The sequence below is a fragment of the Pseudomonas sp. 58(2021) genome (genome assembly GCF_017491585.1).
Lineage (GTDB): Bacteria > Pseudomonadota > Gammaproteobacteria > Pseudomonadales > Pseudomonadaceae > Aquipseudomonas > Aquipseudomonas fluorescens_BT.
Genome location: NZ_JAFGYZ010000008.1, coordinates 240236 through 259505, shown reverse-complemented (window position 1 = coordinate 259505; position 19270 = coordinate 240236). Strand labels below are relative to the sequence as shown.

The window sequence follows — 19270 nt, the reverse complement described above, 5'->3', positions numbered from 1 at the left end:
TTTTTTGTGGGCCCGCCAATCTTGCGGGCCCGATACGCGATCAGAGCTTCGGCAGTTGCCCGATCCGTCCCATCATTTCCGTAACGATCTGCAGGTCCAGCAAGAACTGGTCAACGGTCTTGAACTCGCCATCGGTGTGGCCGGTGTACTTGACCTCCGGTCGCGCCAGACCGAATTGCACGCCGTTAGGCAGTTCATGCACCGAGGTGGCGCCGGCCGACGTACCGAATTCGTGTTTCATGCCCAGGTTTTCGGTGGCCACGGCCAGCAGCGCCTTGACCCACTCGCCTTCAGGGTTGCGGTACATCGGCTCGGCGATTGAGTAATCGAAGTTGACCGCGACGTGGGTTTTCTTGCTCCAGGCCGCCAGTTTGTCGGCGATTTCGGTCTTGAGCACTTCCGGCGACTTGCCCTTCGGCACACGCAGGTTGACCGCAAGTTTGAAGGTCTTGTCATCCATGCCGACGTATGTCAGCGAGGTGGTCAACGGGCCCATGAAGTCATCGGCGAAACCGACGCCCAGCTTGCTACCCTTGTAGTCCAGACCCCAGTTGTCGGCGGCGTAACGGGCAGCATCGGTGATGTGGTTGTGTTTGAACGCGATTTTGCCATCCACGCTGTGGATGAAGTCCAGCATGCGGGCGACCGGGTTGACACCGGATTCAGGCTCGGAGGAGTGCGCAGAAACGCCGGTTACGCTGAGTTTCACGTCTTTGCCATCGACCTTGGCATTCACTTCGAAATCGCCGCCATGTTGTTTGGCGTATTCAGTGCCAGCCTTTTGCAAGCTGGCGGCCAGTTCGGCAGGTTTGTCTGTCACCAGGGTGATGAGCGAAACCGATGGAATCTGGTTGGTCGCCATACCGCCAGTCATCGAGATGATTTCCGCGCCTTTGCCCTCGGCCTTGCGTTTGGCGAACTTGGCCATGACCGTGCCGTAACCTTTTTCGGCAATCACCACCGGGTAGCCGCCATCCAGTGCAAGGTTGTACTCAGGCGTCGGGTTGCGCTCGAAGTAGTAAGGAATCGCGTCGCCGGTGGTTTCTTCGGTGGTGTCTACCAGCAGTTTGAAATTGCGCGCCAGTGGCAGCTTCTCTTCCTTGATCACCTTCATGGCATACAGCGTCACGACGATGCCGTTTTTATCGTCCTCGGTGCCGCGGCCGTACATGCGGTCGCCGATCAGCGTGACCTTGAACGGGTCGAGCTTGGTGCCGTCCTTCAGCACCCAGTTTTCCGGTGTCACCGGTACAACGTCGGCGTGCGCGTGAATGCCCACGACTTCTTTGCCGCTGCCGTCGAGGGAGATTTCGTAGACGCGGTTGTCGATGTTGCGGTAGTTCAGGCCGAAAGACTCGGCGAGGCTTTTGATCTTGGCGGCGATCTTGATGAATTCGGGATTTTCGTGCTGGGCAACACCCTCTTTGCGATCCGTCGGGATCTCCACCAGTTCGCGCAGGGTTTCCAGAGCGGCCTTGCCGTATTTCGCTCGAGTGTAGAGGCCGAGCAGGCGATAGATTTCGTTTTGCTGTTCGGCGGTCAGGGGCTTGTTGTCGAGAAAGGCGCTGATGGAGGGGCGCAGGTCGTCGGTCTTGCTCAGATCGCTCTTGGCCAATTCGCCGAGGAAGTGGCGGAAATCGCTGACCTTGGTATCACTGAATGTCTTGAGGATGGTCGCGCTTTGCTGCGGTGTGATGTTGGCGTGTGCGGGCAGTGTCACGCACGAAAGGCTGGCCAGAATCAGGGTCGATGCTGCCAGTTGCTTGAGCGAAAAGTCCATTGCTAAGGGCATTCCTTTGCAGGTGGTGAGTAGGAAGTATCTGATCGATGTGTCAGACGGTTTCGCAAACTAACACCACAAGCAAGTGATAGGGGAGCCCCCGAAGTGGGACGCGTCGCACAGAAATGCAAAAGCGGCGCAGAATCGTAAAAGCCCGTCCAATCTGTCTGGGCCGGGCTTCTTCGAGCTGCGTATTTACATCGACAACACCAGTCGCCCGGCGAACAGGATCAGGATCACCCCCATGCTGCGCTCGAACCAATGCCCCATGCGCATGAACAGCACCCGCACTTTGCTGCTTGAAAAGAACAGCGCGACGATCACAAACCACAACGCGTTCACGCCGCACATCCACAATCCGTACAGGGCCTGGATCTCCAACGGTGTGCTGGCGCTGATGATCGTGGTGAAGATCGCCAGGAAAAACAGTGTGGCCTTGGGGTTGGTGGCGTTGGTCAGGAAACCGGTGGAGAACGCCTTGAACAGCGATTGCTCGACCAGCGGTTCATCGGTTGTCTTTTCGCCTTCGAGTGTTGTCTTGGGTTTGCTGCGGATCAGGCTGATGCCGAGGTAAAAAATGTAGGCACCGCCCACGACCTTGGCCACCGTCAGCAGCCAGGGCGTGGTGTGCATCAAGGCACCGACACCCAGCAGGGTGTACAGCACGTGCACGGAAATCCCTGCGCCGATGCCCAGTGCCGTGCAGATGCCGACCAGTCGACCGAAACGCACACTCTGGCGGATGGTCACGGCGAAGTCCGGGCCGGGAGCGACCACGGCCAGAAAGTGAATGGTAGCCAGTGCCAGAAATTCGCCCAGATAATTCGATGTCATTTCAGCTCCAGAAAGTCAGGGGTGATGCATTGCCGCGATAGCCGACAAAAAAAGAAAGGCTCAAGCGCGGGTCTGCCACACCCGGTGTTACCGAGTGCATGCGACGCGAATTGAACATGATGAAATCCCCCGGTTCCGGGCGTACTTCGAGGGCTGGCGGGCCAAGCAGCACCGGGTCGATGCCATAGCTGTCGCCGCGCATTTCGTCGAAGCGGTCCGGTGAAATGTCGTCTTCCCACATCTGCAACGCGCCACCCTCGGTCGGCATGTTCAGGTAGACGTTGCAGGCGAATTGCGCCTCCAGGCTACGGGCCTGGAAACTCTCCGGCGCATCCTTGGCGAAGATGTCGTGGTGGGCGAGGAAGCAGACGCCAGGTTTGACCACCCGTGACAGGCCGACATACATCTTGCGCCCGTACAGGTTTTCCAGATGGGCGCCCGCCGGCCAGGATTCGTCGAGCATGCAGCGCAGGGTGTCGATCGGCGAGGAGTAGGGTGCGCAGCGGTTGCGCAGTTCGGCAATGTTGCTGGTGGCGCGCTCGAAGTAGTCCTCGATCAGCAACGGCTGGTTTTCCGCCTCGTAGAACGCCATGCCGATGCGGCCGATGCTGGGTGCGTTGATATACCCTTCGAAGCCGGGGGCGAGGATCTTGTCGCCAATCCGGATCGCCTGGTCTTCAGGCAAAAAGCCTTTGACGCGGATGGCGAGGACTTCTTCGTTGGCCAGTTTTTTTATGCACGTCTCATCGAGACGCTCGACGTCAAGCATCATGGTTTCAGGTCCATCTAACGAGTAGTCAACGGAACCGGCGAGCGCGGTTCCCCCGGCGTCGGACGCTGCATCTGGCAGCGCCCGAAATCCTCAATCCACGTTGTAGTGGACGGACAACGTGCCCTTCTTCTGCGAAAGGGACGCGATCGTGACTGTGCCCAGATCCTTCAGGCTGCGTACATGGGTGCCACCGCAACCATAGGCTGGCAGTTCACCGAAGCCGATTTCCCGCGCGCCTTCGCGCAGGGACGTCAGGCGTGGCAGATCGTGTTCGATCCATTGCCCGATGCCGTATTGGACGGTTTGCGCGTCGACTTCCTGAGCCGAATCCCCGGGCTTGAATTGCACACGCCCTTCGTCAGGCCAATGGTGCCCTTTGATCGGCATCCAGCCCATGGCTTGAACGAAATGGCCGATCAGATGACCGGCGGAATGCATACGGGTGTTGAAGCGACGACGCTCTTCATCGATGCGGATCTGGGTCATGCCCAGTGGCACCGGCTGGTCGACGAAGTGAATGATCCGGTCCGGTTCCTGTACGACTCGCAGGACTTGTGCATCGCCAATCCAGCCGGTATCGCAAGGCTGCCCGCCCCCTTGCGGATGAAACAACGTGGCGCGCAGCACCACGGCGAATTCGTTCTCGTGGGGCGTGCAGTCGAGGACTTCCACATTGGCCTTGAGGTCATCACTATGGAAAAAGAGGCGGAGCGTCATATTCCATGCCCTTATTAAAGTTTCTTTTTTAATTATATGAATCGTGCAATAACGTGATAATCCGTTTAAACATCAAAGGACTGTTGCGCTGTGAGCATAAATCTCCCTCTGCCGTTGCTCGGTGAAATGGCGATTTTCGTCAAGGTCGTGGAGACCGGCAGCTTCTCTGAAGCCGCTCGCCAATTGGGCTCGTCGCCCTCGGCGGTCAGTCGCAGCATTTCCCGGCTGGAGAAGGCATTGGCCACACGGTTGCTGCAACGCACCACACGCAAATTGCGCTTGAGCGATGGCGGAGAAGAAGTGTTCAAGCGCTGTCAGGAAATGGTCAGCGCGGCCCGGTCAGTGATGGAAATCAGCGGTCAGTTCACCCACGAAGCCGAGGGACTGGTGCGGGTCAGCGTGCCGAAAGCGGTCGGGCGCTTCGTGATTCATCCGCACATGCCGGAGTTTCTTCGTCGCTATCCAAAGGTCGATGTGGAATTGCTGCTGGAAGACCGACAAGTGGACCTGATCGACGATCATGTCGATCTGGCGATTCGGATTACGGAGCGGCCGCCGGCAGGGCTGGTCGGGCGACAGTTGCTGACCATCGACCATTTGCTCTGCGCGACCCCGCAATACCTGGCCGAACATGGCACACCGACTCATCCCCATGACTTGCTCAATCACAGCTGCATCTATCTGGGCGAAACCCCGAGCGATGCGCGCTGGAAATTCAAGAAGGGCAGCAAAGCCGTGACGGTCGGCGTGCGTGGCCGGTATGCCGCCAATCACACCGGCGTGCGCCTGGGGGCTGTTCTGCAGCACATCGGTATCGGCAGCCTGCCGTATTTCACGGCTCGTTATGCCCTGGAGCAGGGGCTGGTCGTGCAAGTCCTGCCGGACTGGACATTCCTGGCGTCTTATCACGGTGGGTTATGGTTGCTGCACTCGCCGACACGCTATCTGCCACCGAAGCTGCGGGTGTTCATCGATTATCTGGTGGAGTGTCTGGAGAAAGAGCCGACATTGAGCAAACCGGGAAAATCCACCGTTTCAAAAGCCTTGGCCGAGTACGAACTGCCTGAAAGTGAAGGGCTGCTTTGACTACATGAAAAAGGCCCGCATGGATCACCATGCGGGCCTTTTTTTATCGGGCGAAAATCAGTGCTTGCTGTCCTGGGCGGACATCGCCAGCAGCTGTTTTTCCTGGTTCCAGTCGAACGGTTCGTCGTTCTGTTCGGCTTCGTAACGGCGCTCTTCCAGCGTCTGATACAGGTCGATTTCTTCGTCGGACAGGTAGTGCAGGCAGTCGCCGGCGAAGAACCACAACAGATCCCGCGGGATCAGGTGGGCAATTTGCGGATAGCGGGTAATCACTTGAGTCAGGATGTCCTGGCCCAGGTATTGGCTTTCGATCGGCTCGATCGGCAGTGACGCCAGCAGTTCGTCGAAACGCTCCAGGAACAGGGCATGGCTTTCTTCGGGAACCTGATCGGCCTCACCTACGGCGACCAGGATACTGCGCAGGTGGTCGAGCAAAACCAGATGATCGGCAACGACATTGGACACGAGATAAGTCCTCAAGAGCAAAACGGGCGCGGGAGTATAAAGCCCCTGCGCCCGTTTTTCACTGATTGAAGGGATCAGCGGACTTTCCCCAGCGCCGGTTTCAGTTCCTCTTTGTCAAAGTCATCGACATCGATCACCTTGCGCCGCGCCGCTTCGGCATCACGCAGGGTCTGGGCTTCCACGGCTTGCAGCACGCCGGCTTCCAGTGCCGCATCGATGGCGTGTTCGCCGGCGACCGGTTTGACCTGGCCACTTTTGAGCGACGTATGCAGCTTTTTGTGCAGCGGTTGCGCAGCGTTCAACTGATCGCAGGCATGTTGCAGAGCACCGACTGCGTCATCCGCCGATTGTGGGCGATAGCAGCCGGCAAGCAGTTCTTCCAGCGCCGGATCGCCCTTGGCCCGACCGATGACGGCGGCCACTTCGGCACCGAGTCTGTCTGACGGGCCTTTGTGGCGGCGACCGAACGGGAACACGATCACCCGCAACAGGCAACCGAAGACCCGGTTCGGGAAGTTGGTCAGCAGTTCATCGAGTGCCTTTTCCGACTGGCCGAGGCTTTCTTCCATGGCCCAGGTGAACAGCGGTTCCATGTACGCCGGGGAATCAAGGTCGTGATAACGCTTGAGCGCTGCGGAGGCGAGATACAGGTTGCTCAGCACATCGCCCAGACGGGCCGACAGCCGTTCGCGGCGTTTCAGCTCGCCGCCCAGCAGCATCATGCTCAGGTCGGCGAGCATGGCAAACGCGGCAGCCTGACGGTTGAGCGCGCGGAAATATCCCTGGCTGAGCTTGTCTCCCGGTGCGTGTTCGAAGTGGCCGAAACCAAGGTTCAATACCAGCGTGCTGGCAGCGTTGCTCACGGCAAATCCTATGTGCTTGAGCAGCAGGCCATCGAACTCCTTGAGTGCCTGATCCTTGTCTTCACGCCCGGCGAGGGCCATTTCCTTGAGCACGAACGGATGGCAGCGGATCGCGCCCTGGCCGAAGATCATCAGGTTGCGCGAAAGAATGTTCGCGCCCTCCACCGTGATGAAGATCGGTGCGCCGTTCCAGCTGCGACCCAGGTAGTTGTTCGGGCCCATGATGATCGCCTTGCCACCGTGCACATCCATGGCGTGGCTGATGCACTCGCGACCGCGTTCGGTGAGGTGGTACTTGAGGATTGCCGACAGCACCGAAGGCTTCTCGCCCAGATCCACTGCGTTGGCGGTCAGCATCCGTGCGGCGTCCATCATCCAGGCGTTGCCACCGATGCGCGCCATGGCTTCCTGAATGCCTTCGAACGCGGACAGTGGAACGTTGAATTGCTCACGAATCTGCGCGTACTGCCCGGTCACCAGACTGGTGAACTTGGCCGCTCCGGTGCCCACTGCCGGCAAGGAAATCGAGCGCCCGACCGACAGGCAGTTCATCAGCATCATCCAGCCTTTGCCGAGCATGTCCTGGCCGCCGATGAGGAAATCCAGCGGGATGAACACGTCCTTGCCGGAGTTCGGGCCGTTCATGAACGCCGCACCCAGCGGCAAGTGGCGACGACCGATTTCCACGCCGGGAGTATCGGTCGGAATCAATGCCAGGCTGATGCCCAGGTCTTCCTTGTCGCCAAGCAAGTGATCCGGGTCATAGGCCTTGAAGGCGAGGCCAAGCAAGGTCGCGACCGGGCCGAGGGTGATGTAGCGTTTTTCCCAGTTCAGGCGCAGGCCGAGGGTTTCCTGGCCTTCCCACTGGCCTTTGCAGATGATCCCGGTGTCAGGCATGGCGCCGGCATCGGAGCCGGCGAGCGGACCGGTCAGCGCGAAGCACGGAATATCTTCGCCCCGGGCCAGTCGCGGCAGGTAATGATTACGTTGTTCGTCGGTGCCGTAATGCAGCAGCAGTTCGGCCGGGCCGAGGGAGTTGGGCACCATCACGGTGGAGGCGAGGTCGCCGCTGCGGGTCGCCAGTTTCATCGCCACCTGGGAGTGGGCGTAGGCAGAGAATCCCTTGCCGCCGAATTCCTTGGGAATGATCAGGGCGAAGAAACCGTGTTCCTTGATGTGGGTCCACGCTTCGGGTGGAAGGTCCATCGATTGGCCGATCTGCCAGTCGGTAACCATCGCGCAGAGCTCTTCGGTCGGGCCGTCGATGAACGCCTGTTCCTCGTCGCTCAACTGCGCCTTGGGATAGGACAGCAGCTTGTCCCAGTCCGGACGGCCACTGAACAGTTCGCCGTCCCACCACACCGTGCCGGCGTCGATCGCGTCGCGTTCGGTCTGCGACATCGGTGGCAGGGTTTTCTGGAACCAGCTGAACAGCGGCGCGGTGAAGTGTTTGCGGCGCAGGTCAGGCAACAGCAGCGGGGCGGCCACCAGGGCCAGCACGACCCAGAAGATCAGCAGCAACCAGCCCGGTGCGTGGCTGAAAATCCCCATCGCCAACAGGTAAGCGGCAACGATGCCCAGTGCAGGCAGCGGGGCGATGCGTCGGTGGGCCAGATACGCCACGCCGACGATCAGAACCAGTATCCACAACAACAGCATATTTAATCCTCCGTGAACCAGGGCGAACGACCCTCCAGAGCTTAGACGGCATCTGCAAATCAGGGTGGTCAGAGCAAGGTGATTGAGTTCGTGGGAAACCTTGGACGGCTTTTGTAGTTTCGGTGGGCAACACCCGTGGGAAATCGTTCGCTGACTCCGCGGCTTTGCGTCCATGTTTGGCCGAAACGTCGTTATCTCTGTGCTGATCCTCTCGCTAGACTCCGGGTTCACCCAGGAGAATGTCGTCATGCGCGAATATCTGAGTCCCGGCCGCTTCATCGATAGTGACCACCCCTCGGTGGTGGAGTTCGCAGAACAGCACCGTGGTACCAGTCGCGATCCGCTGGCGCAGGCGATCAGTCTTTATTACGCCGTGCGCGAGGCGGTGCGTTACAACATGTACACCTTCAGCCGCGACCCGCAGACCTTGCGCGGCAGCTACGCGCTGGCGGCGGGTGAAAGTTATTGCGTGCCCAAGGCCACGTTGCTCGCCGGTTGTGCGCGTCATTGCGGGATCCCCGCACGCATTGGTCTGGCGGATGTGAAAAATCATCTGTCGACGCCGCGTCTGCTTGAACTGCTGAGAAGCGAAGTGTTCGCCATGCATGGTTATACCGAACTGTTTCTCAATGAGCGCTGGGTGAAAGCCACACCCGCGTTCAACCAGAAGCTCTGCGAAATGTTCAACGTTGCGCCGCTGGAATTCGACGGTATGAACGACAGCGTTTTCCATCCGTACAACAGCGATGGCGCGCTGCTGATGGAGTACCTGGTCGACCACGGCCAGTTCGCCGATGTACCGGAATCCTTTTTTTTCGAACATCTGCACAAATGCTATCCGCACCTGTTCAACGATCAGCAGACGCCACTGTCCAGTGACATGCGCGGTAATGTCGGCAGCCGCTGATCCGGCGTATGCTGCTCGCCCACTCAATGGAAAAGAGGCGGTCATGCTGAAGATCTGGGGTCGCAAGAATTCGTCGAATGTCAGAAAGCCGTTGTGGGCTGCCGAAGAGCTCGGGCTGGCCTACGAGGCCATCGATGCCGGTGGCGCGTTTGGTGTGGTCGACACGCCGGAGTACCGGGCGATGAACCCGAACGGGCGGGTGCCGGTGATTCAGGACGATGGTTTCGTGTTGTGGGAATCGAATGCCATCGTGCGTTACCTGCTGGCAAAACATGCGGCCGACACTGCGTGGTATCCGACGGATCCACAGACCCGCGCCACCGCTGACAAATGGATGGACTGGACCACGTCCAGTTTCGCCGGGCCATTTCGCACGGTGTTCTGGGGCGTTTTGCGCACGCCGGCGGACAAGCAGGACTGGCCGGCGATTCATGCCGCGATCAAGGAATGTGAAGGCTTGCTGGCGATGGCCGATCAGGCCCTGAAAAACCAGCCGTACCTGTCCGGCAGTGAAATCGGCATGGGCGACATTCCCCTCGGCAGTTTCATTTATGCCTGGTTCGAGATGCCGATCGAGCGTGCGCCGATGCCGCATCTGGAGGCCTGGTACGCGCGACTGAAGCAGCGTCCGGCGTATCGCAAAGCCGTCATGACCGCGTTGACTTAATACCTACTATCGACACACTTGACTGTACTTGTGCGGCGGCGGCAAGCACCATTGCGCTTGTGCGCCGCGGTTGTCTCCCTCGCCGCCCGCCGTCATTCAGTCCTTTTTCTTTTCTTGGTGCGTAATCCGATATGAGTTCCGCTCTGTCCATCCGGCAGCTAACCAAAACCTACGGCAACGGGTTCCAGGCCTTGAGTGGTATCGATCTGGACGTCGCCGAAGGTGACTTCTTCGCGTTGCTCGGCCCCAACGGCGCCGGCAAATCCACGACCATCGGCATTCTTTCGACCCTGGTGAACAAGACCAGTGGCACGGTGAATATTTTCGGCCACGATCTGGACAAGAACCCCGCAGCGCTCAAGCGCTCGATCGGCGTGGTGCCCCAGGAATTCAACTTCAACCAGTTCGAAAAGACCTTCGACATCGTCGTGACCCAGGCCGGGTACTACGGCATTCCGGCGAAAATCGCCAAGGAACGCGCCGAGCAGTACCTGACCCAGCTCGGCCTGTGGGACAAGCGCGATGTGCCTTCGCGTTCGTTGTCCGGCGGCATGAAACGCCGTTTGATGATTGCCCGGGCACTGGTGCATGAACCGCGCCTGCTGATCCTCGACGAACCGACGGCCGGGGTGGATATCGAGCTGCGCCGTTCGATGTGGACGTTCCTCACCGAACTGAATCAGAAAGGCATCACCATCATCCTCACCACGCACTATCTGGAAGAGGCTGAACAACTGTGCCGCAACATCGGCATCATCGACCACGGCACCATCGTCGAGAACACCAGCATGCGTCAGTTGCTCGGGCAACTGCATGTGGAGACCTTCCTGCTCGACCTCAAGAACGATCTGGCGGTTGCGCCGCAACTGGTCGGTTATCCGTCCCGTTTGGTGGATGCGCATACCCTGGAAGTCCAGGTCGACAAGTCCATGGGCATCACTGCGCTGTTCGGCCAACTGGCCCTGCAGAACATCGAAGTGCTGAGCCTGCGCAATAAAACCAATCGCCTCGAGGAGTTGTTCGTGTCCCTGGTGGAGAAAAATCTGTCGAAGGTGGCGGTATGAGTTCCGAACTGCGCCCCAACCTCGTCGCCCTGAACACCATCGTTTACCGCGAGGTCCGGCGCTTCACGCGGATCTGGCCGCAGACCCTGCTGCCGCCGGCGATCACCATGGTTCTGTACTTCGTGATCTTCGGTAACCTGATCGGCAAACAGATCGGCGGCATGGGTGGTTTCTCCTACATGGAATACATCGTGCCGGGGCTGATCATGATGTCGGTGATCACCAACTCCTACGGCAACGTGGTGTCGAGTTTCTTCGGCAGCAAGTTCCAGCGTTCCATCGAAGAACTGATGGTGTCGCCGGTATCGCCGCACACGATCCTGATCGGCTACACCCTCGGCGGCGTGCTGCGCGGCCTGATGGTGGGCGTCATCGTGACGATCCTGTCGCTGTTTTTCACCAGCCTGCAGGTGCATCACCTGGGTGTCACCGTGCTGGTGGTGGTGCTGACGGCCACGATCTTCTCGCTGCTGGGTTTCATCAACGCCGTGTTTGCGCGCAACTTCGATGACATTTCGATTATCCCGACGTTTGTGCTGACCCCGCTGACCTACCTCGGTGGCGTGTTCTACTCGATCACCTTGCTGCCGCCGTTCTGGCAGACCGTGTCGCTGGCCAACCCGGTGCTGCATATGGTCAACGCCTTCCGTTACGGCATCCTGGGCGTGTCGGATATCCGCATCGGCATCGCGATCACCTTCATGCTGGTGGCGACCGTGGTGCTGTATTTCGGTTGCGCGCGGTTGCTGGTGAGCGGGCGCGGCATGCGTACCTGATTCGATCAGTGCTGCAACAAAAACGGCCTCCTGCACGGAGGCCGTTTTGCATTCAGGACCGGCGACTTTTCTTTCGTCGCGCCCATTGCCGGGCCACCCACCAGCGCCAGTACATCATCACCAGGCAATAGGCGAGGGCGCCCAGCGCCAGCCCGACCACCACCGAGCCGAGCAGGAACGGTTGCCACAGTGTCGAGAGTTCGCCGCTGATCCATTCCCAGGTCAACTCGTCGGGGAGCGTGCGGGCGGGGACATCCATCAGCCAGGCCCCGGCCTGATACGTACAGAAGAACACCGCCGGCATGGTGATCGGATTGGTCAGCCAAACCAGGCTGACGGCAATCGGCATGTTGCCGCGCACCATGATCGCGAGGACGGCGGCCACCAGCATTTGCGCCGGAATCGGCAGGAACGCGGCGAACAGGCCAACGGCCATGGCACGGGCCACGGAATGTCGGTTGAGGTGCCAGAGGTTCGGGTCATGCAGCAACGTGCCGAGAAAGCGTAAGGATTTGTGTTCCCTGATGCTCGTCGGGTCGGGCATGTAACGTTTGAATAAGCGCCGGGGCATAAGGCTTCTCGGTCGGTTAAGGCGGCAAGTATGTCTGGATTCTACGAACCGCCCATTCAGACTTTGTGACAATTGTTGACGACGCCTGCGCTCCACAGGGGCTATGCCTGAAGAGGGGACTCTCAAGGACGGGCATATGCGCACAGGGATGATGGCGCTGGCAGTCGGTCTGCTGGCCCCGGTTTTTTTGCCGGCGTTGCCGCCGGTCGGATGGATGCTGTTGCTGCCGGTGCTGGCACTGATGCTGTTGCCGTTTCGCAGCTATCCGCTGGCATTTTTGCTGTTCGGCTTCGTCTGGTCGTGCATCGGTGCGCAGTGGGCGCTGGATGATCGGCTGCCGCTGGAGCTGGATGGTGAAACGCGCTGGGTGGAGGGGCGGGTGGTCGGCCTGCCGCAGAGCGGCGACGGGGTCGTGCGGTTTGAACTGGCCGATGCCCGTTCGCGTCACGGGAAACTGCCATCGCTGATGCGCCTGGCCTGGTACGCCGGGCCACCGGTCAACAGTGGCGAGCGCTGGAGGCTGGCCGTGAAACTCAAGCGTCCCGGCGGGCTGCTCAATCCCGATGCCTTCGATTACGAAGCCTGGCTGTTGGCGCAACGCATCGGCGCCACCGGCACGGTGAAGGACGGCAGCCGGCTGGCGGCGGCGCAGTGGGCCTGGCGGGACGGCATCCGACAGCGCCTGCTGGAAGTGGACACTCAGGGGCGGGGCGCAGCGCTGACGGCGTTGGTGCTGGGTGACGGCTCGGGACTCGGTCGCGAGGACTGGCAGATCCTGCAGGACACCGGCACCGTGCACCTGTTGGTGATTTCCGGACAGCACATCGGTCTGCTGGCGGCGGTGATGTATGGGCTGATCGCCGGGCTGGCGCGATTCGGTCTGTGGCCATTGCGTTGGCCATGGCTGCCGTGGGCGTGTGGTCTCGCATTCTCGGCGGCGCTGGGTTACGGCTTGCTGGCCGGATTCGATGTGCCGGTGCGGCGGGCTTGTGTGATGGTTGCGCTGGTGTTGCTGTGGCGATTGCGATTTCGCCATCTGGGTGCCTGGTGGCCGTTGTTGCTGGCCTTCAACGGGGTGTTGTTGATGGACCCGCTGGCCAGTCTGCGTCCAGGATTATGGCTGTCCTTCACGGCGGTGGCGGTGCTGATTTTTACCTTCGGCGGTCGTCTGGGGCCGTGGCGCTGGTGGCAGACCTGGACGCGAGCCCAATGGCTGATCGCAATCGGTTTGTGCCCGGTGTTGCTGATCCAGGGCCTGCCGATCAGCCTCAGCGGACCATTGGCCAATCTGCTGGCGGTGCCGTGGATCAGTTTTGCGGTGCTCCCGCCGGCGTTGCTTGGCACTTTGTTGTTGCCGATTCCCTATATCGGCGAAGGTCTGTTATGGCTGGCCGGCGGCTTGGTCGATGGATTGTTCCGGGCTCTGGCCTTGATTGCCGGGCGCTGGCCGGCATGGGTTGCAGCCTCGATGCCGGGATGGATCCTGGCTCTGGGCTGCATCGGTGCCGTGCTGTTGTTGCTGCCCCGAGGTGTTCCATTGCGTCCCTTGGGCTGGCCGTTGCTGCTGGTGCTGGCATTGCCGCCCCGGGAGCGACTGGCCGAAGGTGTGGCGGATGTCTGGCAACTCGACGTCGGCCAGGGACTGGCGATTCTGATCCGCACCCGTCACCACACATTGCTGTACGACACCGGCCCGCGTTTCGGCGATTTCGACGTCGGTGAGCGCGTAGTGTTGCCGGCCTTGCACAAACTGGGTGTGGCGCGACTGGACCTGATGCTGCTCAGTCATGCCGACGCCGACCATGCCGGTGGGGCACTGGCCGTGGCAAACGGCTTGCCGGTCAGCCGGGTGATCAGCGGCGATCCGCCGGGGCTGCCCGAAGCGCTGAGCGCTGAAACCTGTGAAAGCGGTCGGCAATGGCAGTGGGACGGCGTTGCCTTCCATCTATGGCAGTGGGCCGGCGCACAAGACAGCAACCAGCGCTCCTGCGTCCTGCAGATCGAAGCCAACGGCGAGCGGTTGCTGCTGACCGGCGATATCGACACCGCTGCCGAACGGGACTTGCTCAATAGCGTGCTGGCGGTTCCGACTCAATGGCTGCAGGCCCCGCACCATGGAAGCCGCAGTTCCTCATCAATGGCGTTGCTCAAGGTTTTGCAGCCGCGGGACGTGCTGATCTCCCGGGGGCACGGCAACTCGTTCGGGCATCCGCATCCGACGGTCATCGCCCGTTACCGCAAGCTGGGCCTGCGCATCCATGACAGCGCGGAGCAGGGTGCCATTCATCTGCAACTAGGCAGATTCCAGCCAGCCCGGTCGATGCATCAGCAGCGCCGGTTCTGGCGAGAGCCGCCGCTGTCGGGGGCCGAGTACCGTTGAGCACGGGCCGCGCACGGTCGTCGGGGCGACGGGTCTTTATCGTGAACCGGTATGGTAAAGTGGCGCACTTTTTCGAGGGGGCTGTCACTGTGTGGGAATTGGTCAAATCCGGCGGCTGGATGATGTTGCCGATCATTCTGAGTTCCATCGCCGCCATGGCGATCGTCGCCGAGCGCCTGTGGACGCTGCGCGCCAGTCGCGTCACCCCCGAGCATCTGCTGGGTCAGGTCTGGGTCTGGATCAAGGACAAGCAGCTCAACAAGGAAAAACTCAAGGAATTGCGCGCCAACTCGCCGCTGGGTGAAATCCTCGCCGCGGGCCTGGCCAACTCCAAGCATGGTCGCGAGATCATGAAAGAGTGCATTGAAGAAGCCGCCGCCCGGGTCATCCACGAGCTGGAGCGTTACGTCAATGCGCTGGGCACCATCGCCGCCATGTCGCCGTTGCTGGGTCTGCTGGGTACGGTGTTGGGCATGATCGATATTTTCAGTGCCTTCACCGGTTCCGGCATGACCACCAATGCTTCGGTGCTGGCCGGTGGTATCTCCAAGGCGCTGATCACCACGGCAGCGGGCCTGATGGTCGGTATCCCGTCGGTATTCTTCCACCGTTTCCTGCAACGCCGCATCGATGAACTGGTGGTGGGCATGGAACAGGAAGCGATCAAACTGGTGGAAGTGGTGCAGGGCGACCGTGACGTCGATCTGGCCGGGGGCAAAGCGTGAAATTCCGTCGCAAGCCCCGGGAAACGATCGATATCAACCTCGCGTCGCTGATCGACGTGGTGTTCATCCTGTTGCTGTTTTTCGTCGTGACTACGACCTTCACCCGCGAAACCCAGTTGCGCGTCGATCTGCCGGAAGCCGTGAGCGGCTCGCCGGCCGAGGATCAGCAGGTCAAGCAACTGGACGTGGCCATCAGTGCCGAAGGCGTGTTCTCGGTGAACAACAGGATTCTGCCGAAAAACGATTTGGCCACCCTGATGGAAGCCATGCAGAAAGAATCAAACGGCGACACCAACATGCCGTTGTCGATCAGTGCTGACGGCAAGACTCAGCACCAATCCGTGATTACCGCCATGGATGCGGCCGGCAAGCTCGGTTTCAGCCATTTGCGCATGACCACGGTCGAGGCGGCGCCCAAATCCTGATGGCCATGTCCGATCGTCTGCTCGCCGCGTGGTATCAGGGGCACCCGGCCCTGACGCTGTTGCGGCCGCTGGAGTGGCTGTACCGCCGCGTCGTGGCCGGCAAGCGTCAGCGTTTTCTCGACGGCGAAGGCGAGATCTATCAATCGCCGGTGCCGGTGATCGTGGTCGGCAACATCACCGTTGGCGGCACCGGCAAGACGCCGATGATCCTGTGGCTGATCGAACACTGTCGACGCAGCGGGCTGCGGGTCGGTGTGGTCAGTCGCGGTTACGGCGCCAAGCCGCCGCAATTGCCGTGGCGGGTCGAAGCCGATCAAGACGCCGACATCGCCGGCGACGAACCGTTGCTGATCGTGCAGCGTACCGGCGTGCCGCTGATGATCGACCCGAATCGCGGCGCTGCCGTCAAAGCCTTGCTGGCCAGCGAGCCGCTGGACTTGATCCTGTCCGACGACGGCATGCAGCATTATCGTCTGGCGCGTGACCTTGAGCTGGTGCTGATCGATGCCGCCCGTGGGCTCGGTAACAAGCGCTGTCTGCCCGCCGGCCCCCTGCGCGAACCCATTGAGCGTCTGCAAAGCGTCGATGGCGTACTGTTCAATGGCGCCCCCGAGGATCGCGACGGCGGTTTCGCCTTCCGTCTGCAACCCACGGCACTGGTCAATCTGCTCAGCGGCGAACGCCAGCCCCTCGATCATTTTCCAGCCGGACAGTCGCTGCATGCGGTGGCCGGGATCGGTAATCCGCAACGTTTCTTCAATACCCTCGAAGCGCTAGACTGGCGACCTGTGCCCCACGCATTTGCCGATCACGCCGAATACAGCGTGCAGGCCTTGAGTTTCACGCCGTCATTGCCGCTGGTGATGACCGAAAAGGACGCGGTGAAGTGCCGCACCTTCGCTGCCGCCGACTGGTGGTACCTGGCGGTCGATGCCGTGCCGTCGTCGGCCTTCGTGGCCTGGTTCGACACGCAACTGATGCGCCTGTTGCCGGATCGTCTTTTGCCTTAAACCGTTTTTATCCAGGGAATGTTCATGGACACCAAATTGCTCGACATCCTCGCCTGCCCGATCTGCAAAGGCCCACTCAAGCTCAGCGCCGACAAGACCGAACTGATCAGCAAGGGCGCCGGCCTGGCCTATCCGATCCGTGATGGCATCCCGGTCATGCTGGAAAGCGAAGCCCGCACCCTGACCACCGACGAGCGTCTGGATAAATGACCACAGCCTTCACCGTTGTCATCCCGTCGCGCTACGCCTCGACCCGCCTGCCGGGCAAACCGCTGCTGGACATCGCCGGCAAACCGATGATCCAGCACGTCTGGGAGCAGGCGAGCAAAAGCAGCGCCAGCCGCGTGGTCGTGGCGACTGACGATGCGCGCATCGTCGAAGCCTGCAAGGCTTTCGGCGCCGAAGTGGTGCTGACCCGTGAAGATCACAACTCCGGCACCGATCGTCTGGCCGAAGTGGCCGCGAAGCTGGGTCTGGAACCGGATGCCATCGTGGTCAACGTCCAGGGTGACGAACCGCTGATCCCGCCGAGAGTGATCGATCAGGTCGCTGCCAACCTCGCGGCCCATACCGAAGCGCGCATGGCCACCCTGGCCGAGCCGATCGAAGACGTCGAAACCCTGTTCAACCCGAATGTGGTCAAGGTCGTCAGCGACCTCAACGGACTGGCGCTGACCTTCAGTCGCGCGACTCTGCCATGGGCCCGCGACGCGTTCGCCAAAAGCCGAGACGTGCTGCCGGAAGGCGTGCCGTATCGCCGTCACATCGGCATCTATGCCTACCGCGCCGGCTTCCTTCAGGACTTCGTGAGCTGGGGGCCGTGCTGGCTGGAAAATACCGAATCTCTCGAACAACTGCGTGCCTTGTGGCACGGCGTGCGGATTCATGTGGCTGATGCCTTGATCGCACCGCCGACCGGGGTCGACACCGCCGAAGACCTCGAGCGCGTCCGTCGCCTGCTGGAGGCCTGATGCGCGTTCTGTTCGTGTGCCTGGGCAATATCTGCCGTTCGCCCACCGCCGAAGGCGTGTTGCGCCATAAATTGCGCGAAGCGGGGCTGGCGGATCAGGTCGAAGTGGCCTCCGCCGGCACCGGCGACTGGCACGTCGGCAATCCGCCGGACAAGCGCAGCCAGGCTGCGGCCAGACTGCGTGGCTATGACCTTTCGGCGCAACGCGCTCAGCAGGTCAGCCGCGCCGATTTCGCCAGCTACGACCTGATCCTCGCCATGGACAACAGCAACCTGCGCAACCTCAAGGCCTTGCGACCGTCCACCGGCAAGGCCGAGCTGGACTTGTTCCTGCGCCGTTACGAAGGTGAAGTCGACGAGGTGCCGGATCCGTATTACGACGGCGATCAGGGTTTCGAGCAGGTATTGGATCTGATCGAGCGCGCCTGCGACCGGTTGCTGATTGAAGTGAAGGGCCGGTTATGAGTTTGCAGGTACACCCTCAGGTTTCCCTGAAACCGTTCAACACTTTTGGCGTGGACGTTCGCGCACAACTGTTTGCCGAGGCCCACAGTGATGCGGATGTGCGCGAAGCCCTGGCTTACGCGATCGCTCACGATGTGCCGTTGTTGGTGATCGGCGGCGGCAGCAATCTGTTGCTCACGGCGGACATCCCGGCGCTGGTGCTGCGCATGGCCACTCGTGGCATCCGCGTCCTCAGCGACGATGGCAATCGCGTGGTCATCGAAGCCGAGGCGGGTGAGCCGTGGCATCCGTTTGTCCAGCACACGCTGGCGCTGGGTTTTTCGGGTCTGGAAAACCTCAGCCTGATCCCCGGCACCGTCGGCGCCGCGCCGATGCAGAACATCGGTGCCTACGGTGTCGAGATCAAGGATGTGTTCGCCGGCCTGACGGCGCTGGATCGCCAGACCGGCGAGCTGCGCGACTTCAGTCTGGAAGAGTGCAACTTCGCCTACCGCGATAGCGTGTTCAAGCAGCAGCCGGGTCGTTGGCTGATCCTGCGGGTGCGCTTCGCACTGGATCGAGTCGCCCATCTGCATCTGGAATACGGCCCGGTGCGTCAGCGCCTGACCGAGCAGGGTATCGAACAACCAACGCCGACAGACGTCAGCCGCGCCATTTGCAGCATCCGCAGCGAAAAACTGCCGGACCCGGCGGTGCTCGGCAATGCCGGCAGCTTCTTCAAGAACCCGCTTGTGTCGGCGGCCGTGGTCGCACAGATCAAGCAACAGCACCCGGATCTGGTGGCCTACGCGCAACCGGACGGGCAGATGAAACTCGCGGCCGGCTGGTTGATCGAGCGCGCCGGGTGGAAAGGCTTCCGTGAGGCCGATGCCGGCGTGCATAAATTGCAGGCGCTGGTGCTGGTCAACTACGGCGCGGCGACCGGGCTGCAATTGCTCGATCTGGCGCAGCGTATCCAGAAAGACATTGCAGAACGTTTCAATGTCGAGCTGGAAATGGAGCCCAACCGTTATTGAGGCTACGCTTTCAAGGCTCAATCCAAAGCCCTGCATTATTTAAAAAGTGCAGGGCTTTTTTGTTAATCCCGGGTTAACTTAGCCAGCTAACGATACAACCATTTGCTCCACCAAAGGC

At 60.8% G+C, this 19270-nt stretch carries 20 protein-coding genes; 13 read left to right on the top strand and 7 right to left on the bottom strand.

Annotated elements, in window-relative coordinates; all coding sequences use genetic code 11:
* Window positions 1-40: 40 nt before the first annotated feature.
* The 4 genes from J5M72_RS12125 to J5M72_RS12110 all read right to left on the bottom strand — a co-directional run bounded on the left by J5M72_RS12125 (window position 41) and on the right by J5M72_RS12110 (window position 4103).
* Window positions 41-1780, bottom strand: a complete 1740-nt coding sequence (locus J5M72_RS12125; protein WP_207865559.1) for a dipeptidase — start codon at window positions 1778-1780, stop codon at window positions 41-43.
* Window positions 1781-1975: 195 nt separating this feature from the next.
* A complete protein-coding gene (locus J5M72_RS12120; RefSeq protein WP_169431455.1) occupies window positions 1976-2614 on the bottom strand; it encodes a LysE family translocator in 639 nt (212 codons plus the stop codon).
* A 1-nt stretch (window position 2615) separates the two neighbouring features.
* Window positions 2616-3386, bottom strand: coding sequence for a 2OG-Fe(II) oxygenase (locus tag J5M72_RS12115; RefSeq protein ID WP_207865558.1), 771 nt, complete (start codon window positions 3384-3386; stop codon window positions 2616-2618).
* Between the two features lie 90 nt (window positions 3387-3476).
* The gene (locus J5M72_RS12110; RefSeq protein WP_169431453.1) at window positions 3477-4103 is read right to left on the bottom strand and encodes an alanyl-tRNA editing protein; all 627 of its coding nucleotides are present in this window, start codon (window positions 4101-4103) and stop codon (window positions 3477-3479) included.
* A gap of 90 nt (window positions 4104-4193) precedes the next feature.
* On the opposite strand from J5M72_RS12110, the gene J5M72_RS12105 reads away from it, so the two are divergent.
* Window positions 4194-5189 (top strand): LysR family transcriptional regulator, encoded by a 996-nt coding sequence (locus tag J5M72_RS12105; protein WP_169431452.1) that lies wholly within the window; start codon window positions 4194-4196, stop codon window positions 5187-5189.
* A 57-nt stretch (window positions 5190-5246) separates the two neighbouring features.
* On the opposite strand, the gene J5M72_RS12100 is transcribed toward J5M72_RS12105, so the two are convergent.
* Together J5M72_RS12100 and J5M72_RS12095 are read right to left on the bottom strand one after the other, a co-directional pair.
* Window positions 5247-5654 carry a PA2817 family protein gene (locus tag J5M72_RS12100; RefSeq protein WP_169431451.1) on the bottom strand — a complete coding sequence of 136 codons (408 nt, stop codon included), beginning with the start codon at window positions 5652-5654 and terminating at the stop codon, window positions 5247-5249.
* Between the two features lie 74 nt (window positions 5655-5728).
* Complete coding sequence (locus J5M72_RS12095; protein ID WP_207865557.1) at window positions 5729-8176, bottom strand: acyl-CoA dehydrogenase; 2448 nt, start codon at window positions 8174-8176, stop codon at window positions 5729-5731.
* Between the two features lie 247 nt (window positions 8177-8423).
* On the opposite strand from J5M72_RS12095, the gene J5M72_RS12090 reads away from it, so the two are divergent.
* The 4 genes from J5M72_RS12090 to J5M72_RS12075 all read left to right on the top strand — a co-directional run bounded on the left by J5M72_RS12090 (window position 8424) and on the right by J5M72_RS12075 (window position 11590).
* Window positions 8424-9083, top strand: a complete 660-nt coding sequence (locus J5M72_RS12090; protein WP_169431449.1) for a transglutaminase family protein — start codon at window positions 8424-8426, stop codon at window positions 9081-9083.
* A gap of 43 nt (window positions 9084-9126) precedes the next feature.
* Window positions 9127-9750 (top strand): glutathione S-transferase, encoded by a 624-nt coding sequence (locus tag J5M72_RS12085; protein ID WP_169431448.1) that lies wholly within the window; start codon window positions 9127-9129, stop codon window positions 9748-9750.
* Window positions 9751-9881: 131 nt separating this feature from the next.
* Window positions 9882-10814: an ABC transporter ATP-binding protein gene (locus tag J5M72_RS12080; protein ID WP_169431447.1), complete on the top strand. Its 933-nt coding sequence runs from the start codon at window positions 9882-9884 to the stop codon at window positions 10812-10814.
* A complete protein-coding gene (locus J5M72_RS12075; RefSeq protein ID WP_085710947.1) occupies window positions 10811-11590 on the top strand; it encodes an ABC transporter permease in 780 nt (259 codons plus the stop codon). The genes J5M72_RS12080 and J5M72_RS12075 overlap by 4 nt, the downstream gene beginning before the upstream one ends.
* 52 nt (window positions 11591-11642) lie before the next feature.
* On the opposite strand, the gene J5M72_RS12070 is transcribed toward J5M72_RS12075, so the two are convergent.
* Window positions 11643-12161: a DUF2062 domain-containing protein gene (locus J5M72_RS12070; RefSeq protein WP_207865556.1), complete on the bottom strand. Its 519-nt coding sequence runs from the start codon at window positions 12159-12161 to the stop codon at window positions 11643-11645.
* A gap of 136 nt (window positions 12162-12297) precedes the next feature.
* On the opposite strand from J5M72_RS12070, the gene J5M72_RS12065 reads away from it, so the two are divergent.
* The 8 genes from J5M72_RS12065 (at window position 12298) to murB (ending at window position 19152) form a co-directional block, all read left to right on the top strand.
* Window positions 12298-14541, top strand: coding sequence for a DNA internalization-related competence protein ComEC/Rec2 (locus J5M72_RS12065; protein WP_207865555.1), 2244 nt, complete (start codon window positions 12298-12300; stop codon window positions 14539-14541).
* 89 nt (window positions 14542-14630) lie between these two features.
* Entirely contained in the window at window positions 14631-15266 is a 636-nt protein-coding gene (locus J5M72_RS12060) for a MotA/TolQ/ExbB proton channel family protein (protein WP_162803506.1), read from the top strand.
* Window positions 15263-15691, top strand: a complete 429-nt coding sequence (locus J5M72_RS12055; protein WP_085745066.1) for a biopolymer transporter ExbD — start codon at window positions 15263-15265, stop codon at window positions 15689-15691. Before J5M72_RS12060 ends, J5M72_RS12055 begins: the two co-directional genes overlap by 4 nt.
* Window positions 15691-16701 (top strand): tetraacyldisaccharide 4'-kinase, encoded by a 1011-nt coding sequence (gene lpxK, locus J5M72_RS12050; RefSeq protein WP_207865554.1) that lies wholly within the window; start codon window positions 15691-15693, stop codon window positions 16699-16701. The genes J5M72_RS12055 and lpxK overlap by 1 nt, the downstream gene beginning before the upstream one ends.
* Window positions 16702-16725: 24 nt before the next feature.
* A complete protein-coding gene (locus J5M72_RS12045) occupies window positions 16726-16911 on the top strand; it encodes a Trm112 family protein (RefSeq protein ID WP_003174668.1) in 186 nt (61 codons plus the stop codon).
* A complete protein-coding gene (kdsB, locus tag J5M72_RS12040) occupies window positions 16908-17672 on the top strand; it encodes a 3-deoxy-manno-octulosonate cytidylyltransferase (RefSeq protein ID WP_207865553.1) in 765 nt (254 codons plus the stop codon). Before J5M72_RS12045 ends, kdsB begins: the two co-directional genes overlap by 4 nt.
* A complete protein-coding gene (locus tag J5M72_RS12035; RefSeq protein WP_207865552.1) occupies window positions 17672-18136 on the top strand; it encodes a low molecular weight protein-tyrosine-phosphatase in 465 nt (154 codons plus the stop codon). The genes kdsB and J5M72_RS12035 overlap by 1 nt, the downstream gene beginning before the upstream one ends.
* Window positions 18133-19152 carry a UDP-N-acetylmuramate dehydrogenase gene (murB, locus tag J5M72_RS12030; RefSeq protein ID WP_169431442.1) on the top strand — a complete coding sequence of 340 codons (1020 nt, stop codon included), beginning with the start codon at window positions 18133-18135 and terminating at the stop codon, window positions 19150-19152. Before J5M72_RS12035 ends, murB begins: the two co-directional genes overlap by 4 nt.
* Window positions 19153-19270: the final 118 nt, after the last annotated feature.

Coding starts and splice junctions, on each gene's coding strand:
- J5M72_RS12125 (WP_207865559.1), bottom strand. CDS start 1,780: ATGGACTTTTCGCTCAAGCAACTGGCAGCATCGACCCTGATTCTGGCC.
- J5M72_RS12120 (WP_169431455.1), bottom strand. CDS start 2,614: ATGACATCGAATTATCTGGGCGAATTTCTGGCACTGGCTACCATTCAC.
- J5M72_RS12115 (WP_207865558.1), bottom strand. CDS start 3,386: ATGATGCTTGACGTCGAGCGTCTCGATGAGACGTGCATAAAAAAACTG.
- J5M72_RS12110 (WP_169431453.1), bottom strand. CDS start 4,103: ATGACGCTCCGCCTCTTTTTCCATAGTGATGACCTCAAGGCCAATGTG.
- J5M72_RS12095 (WP_207865557.1), bottom strand. CDS start 8,176: ATGCTGTTGTTGTGGATACTGGTTCTGATCGTCGGCGTGGCGTATCTG.
- J5M72_RS12090 (WP_169431449.1), top strand. CDS start 8,424: ATGCGCGAATATCTGAGTCCCGGCCGCTTCATCGATAGTGACCACCCC.
- J5M72_RS12085 (WP_169431448.1), top strand. CDS start 9,127: ATGCTGAAGATCTGGGGTCGCAAGAATTCGTCGAATGTCAGAAAGCCG.
- J5M72_RS12080 (WP_169431447.1), top strand. CDS start 9,882: ATGAGTTCCGCTCTGTCCATCCGGCAGCTAACCAAAACCTACGGCAAC.
- J5M72_RS12075 (WP_085710947.1), top strand. CDS start 10,811: ATGAGTTCCGAACTGCGCCCCAACCTCGTCGCCCTGAACACCATCGTT.
- J5M72_RS12070 (WP_207865556.1), bottom strand. CDS start 12,161: ATGCCCCGGCGCTTATTCAAACGTTACATGCCCGACCCGACGAGCATC.
- J5M72_RS12065 (WP_207865555.1), top strand. CDS start 12,298: ATGCGCACAGGGATGATGGCGCTGGCAGTCGGTCTGCTGGCCCCGGTT.
- lpxK (WP_207865554.1), top strand. CDS start 15,691: ATGGCCATGTCCGATCGTCTGCTCGCCGCGTGGTATCAGGGGCACCCG.
- J5M72_RS12045 (WP_003174668.1), top strand. CDS start 16,726: ATGGACACCAAATTGCTCGACATCCTCGCCTGCCCGATCTGCAAAGGC.
- kdsB (WP_207865553.1), top strand. CDS start 16,908: ATGACCACAGCCTTCACCGTTGTCATCCCGTCGCGCTACGCCTCGACC.
- J5M72_RS12035 (WP_207865552.1), top strand. CDS start 17,672: ATGCGCGTTCTGTTCGTGTGCCTGGGCAATATCTGCCGTTCGCCCACC.
- murB (WP_169431442.1), top strand. CDS start 18,133: ATGAGTTTGCAGGTACACCCTCAGGTTTCCCTGAAACCGTTCAACACT.